The 2,419-nt window shown below is 65.3% G+C and carries 3 protein-coding genes; all 3 read left to right on the forward strand.

Translation table 11 applies throughout. The features are described from left to right. The coding region (locus VJS90_RS09985) for an extracellular solute-binding protein (protein ID WP_324121500.1) at nt 1-870 on the forward strand (870 nt) is incomplete at its 5' end. Between the two features lie 69 nt (nt 871-939). Beyond that, a complete protein-coding gene (locus VJS90_RS09990) occupies nt 940-2,013 on the forward strand; it encodes an ABC transporter ATP-binding protein (protein WP_324121501.1) in 1,074 nt (357 codons plus the stop codon). Beyond that, nucleotides 2,000-2,419 (forward strand): ABC transporter permease (locus VJS90_RS09995; protein ID WP_414704926.1); only part of this gene is annotated, 420 nt, incomplete at its 3' end. The genes VJS90_RS09990 and VJS90_RS09995, both read left to right, overlap by 14 nt.

The following is a 2,419-nucleotide window of genomic DNA, read 5'->3' on the forward strand; positions in this document are numbered from 1 at the left end:
GTGGTGTATGTCGCCGGCAACTCCACCGAGACCCTGGCCAAGCTGCAGGCGCAGAAGGGCCGCCAGCAGATCAACGTCGCGATGATGGACGACGGGCCGATGTACCAGGCCCTGCAGATGGGCCTGTGTGAAAAGCTCAGCGATGCGCCGGTGTACCAGGACCTCTATCCCTTGGCCCGCATCAGCCCGGAAGCCACCGGCGTCGGCGTGGTCGCCACCGGCATCGGCTACAACGAAGAGGCGTTCAGAAAGCGCGGCTGGGCAGCGCCCGATTCCTGGGAGGACCTGACCAACCCGCGTTACAAGCAACTGCTCGGCATGCCCCCGGTCACCAACACCTACGGCCTGCACACCCTGGTCGAAATGGCCCGCCTGCGCGGCGGCGGCGAGAAGGACATCGACCCCGGCTTCAAGGCATTGAAGGATGAAATCGGCCCCAACGTACTGGCCTGGGTCTCCGCGCCGGGCGAGATGGACGGCATGATGCAGAATGGCGACGTGGTCATGGCCGTCTACGGCAGCGGCCGCGCGGTGGCGTTGCAGGGCACCGGCTTCCCATTGAAATTCATCTACCCCAAGGAGGGCGGCATCGCCCTGCAGATCGCGGCGTGCGGCGTCACCCCCAACGCCCAGCCCGAACTGTCGCAGCAGTTCATCCAGTACGTGCTGTCACCTGAAATCCAGGCCATCCAGGCCCGGGAAAACGGCTTCGCGCCGGTCAACCAGACCGTCAGGCTCGAGCCCGAGATCGCTGCGCGGATGCCCTATGGTCCAGAGAAAGTCAGCGCGTTGATCAAGGTCGATTGGGACACCATCAACCAGAAACGCAGCGAGTGGACCACGCGCTGGAACCGCACGGTCGAACGCTGACCCTCTGGCAAGTCCGATCCTTCCCGAATCCCACCTGGAGGCGCAGGCCCGTGCCTGCGTGGCAAGCCAATGGCATTTCTCACGCTTGAAGGTATCGTCAAGACCTACGGCAGCTTCAAGGCCATCGATGGCCTGAACCTGGAGGTCCGGCACGGCGAGTTCGTCGCATTGCTCGGCCCCTCGGGCTGCGGCAAGACCACCACCTTGCAATCCATTGCCGGCTTCGTGCAGCCCACCGAAGGGCGCATCGTCCTGGATGGCCGCGACATTACCCACGTACGGCCCGAGCAGCGCGGGCTGGGCATCGTCTTTCAAAGCTACGCCTTGTTCCCGCACATGAGCGTGGCGCAGAACATCAGCTTCGGCCTGGAAATGCGCGGCGTGCCCAAGGCCGAACGCGGCAAGCGCATCACCGAGGCGCTTGACCTGGTGCGCCTCGGCGGCCTCGGCGAGCGCTACCCGAAGGCCTTGTCCGGTGGCCAGCGGCAACGGGTGGCGATCGCCCGGGCACTGGCCATCCGGCCCAACCTGCTGCTGCTCGACGAACCCATGTCGAACCTCGACGCCAAGCTGCGCGAAGAGATGCACATCGAACTGCGGGCGATCCAGCGCAGCCTCGGCATCACCACCATCCTGGTCACCCACGACCAGGTCGAGGCGATGACCATGAGCGACCGTATCGCCGTCATGCACAAGGGCCGCATCGTCCAGATCGATACGCCGTTCGAAGCCTATGAGCGCCCGCATTCGCCCTTCGCCTCGGCCTTCCTGGGCAAGACCAATGCCTTCGCCGGCGCCGTGCAGGCCCGCAATGCCCGCTGCTGCAACGTGCAGGTGCGCGACACGCTGCTGCATGTGCCACACGAAGACCGCTCGCTGGGCAATGACGTGAACGTCTACATCCGCCCGGAGAAAATCCGCCTGACCACCGCCGGCCACGGGCGCCTGAACGGGCGTATCCGCCTGCGGGTATTTCTCGGCAACCTCTGGCTGATCGCCGTGGAAAGCCACCTGGGCATGGTGCACCTCACCCAGCCCAACCTCGGCACGCCACCGCCCGGCGAAGACAGCGAAATCGGCCTGGACTGGTCCGACGACGACCTGCGCCTGCTTGATCGTGAGGTTTCCCATGGCCAAGTATGATGCCGAACACGTCGGCGCCGCGCCGTGGTTGCTGTGCGGGCCGGCCTTGCTGGTGTTCATGGCGCTGCTGCTGGCGCCGCTGCTGCTCACCGCCGTGCTGTCGGTCAACCTGTACAGCGACAGCGAAGGCGTGATCCCGGTCTACAGCCTTGGCAACTACCTCGAAGTGTTCAAGGACGACTACTTCCATGAAATCTTCCTGCGCACCGGCTGGATGGCGCTGGCGGTGACCCTGCTGTGCGTGCTGATCGGCGTGCCGGAAACCATCATCATCGCTCGCATGGCGCCGCGCTGGCGGTCGCTGTTCCTGGTCGTGGTGCTCGGGCCGCTGCTGATCTCGGTGGTGGTGCGCACCCTCGGCTGGGCGCTGCTGCTGGGCAACAACGGCCTGATCAACGATGCCTTG

The sequence above is a fragment of the Pseudomonas sp. genome, assembly GCF_035277045.1.
Lineage (GTDB): Bacteria > Pseudomonadota > Gammaproteobacteria > Pseudomonadales > Pseudomonadaceae > Aquipseudomonas.